This window comes from Marinomonas sp. ABL3_031 (assembly GCF_056161265.1).
Genome location: NZ_JBSWYU010000035.1, coordinates 1 through 754, shown reverse-complemented (window position 1 = coordinate 754; position 754 = coordinate 1). Strand labels below are relative to the sequence as shown.

Here is a 754-nt window from a genome sequence, read left to right as displayed (position 1 = left end):
ACTTTGGTGTTATATGGTCAAGCCTCACGAGCAATTAGTATTGGTTAGCTCAATGCCTCACAGCACTTACACACCCAACCTATCAACGTCCTAGTCTCGAACGGCTCTTTAGGGGACTCAAGTCCCAGTGAGATCTTATCTTGAGGGAGGCTTCCCGCTTAGATGCTTTCAGCGGTTATCCCGTCCGAACGTAGCTACCCGGCAATGCCACTGGCGTGACAACCGGAACACCAGAGGTTCGTCCACTCCGGTCCTCTCGTACTAGGAGCAGCTCCTCTCAAATCTCAAACGTCCACGGCAGATAGGGACCGAACTGTCTCACGACGTTCTAAACCCAGCTCGCGTACCACTTTAAATGGCGAACAGCCATACCCTTGGGACCGGCTTCAGCCCCAGGATGTGATGAGCCGACATCGAGGTGCCAAACACCGCCGTCGATGTGAACTCTTGGGCGGTATCAGCCTGTTATCCCCGGAGTACCTTTTATCCGTTGAGCGATGGCCCTTCCATACAGAACCACCGGATCACTAAGACCTACTTTCGTACCTGCTCGACGTGTCTGTCTCGCAGTTAAGCGTGCTTTTGCCTTTACACTCTATGCATGATTTCCGACCATGCTGAGCACACCTTCGTGCTCCTCCGTTACTCTTTGGGAGGAGACCGCCCCAGTCAAACTACCCACCACACAGTGTCCTCGATCCGGATTACGGACCTGAGTTAGAACCTCAAACATACCAGGGTGGTATTTCAAGAT

At 52.8% G+C, this 754-nt stretch carries 1 rRNA gene; it reads right to left on the bottom strand.

Annotated elements, in window-relative coordinates:
- Positions 1-13: 13 nt before the first annotated feature.
- Positions 14-754: ribosomal RNA gene (locus tag ACXAH2_RS17140) — 23S ribosomal RNA — on the bottom strand; the annotation flags it as partial.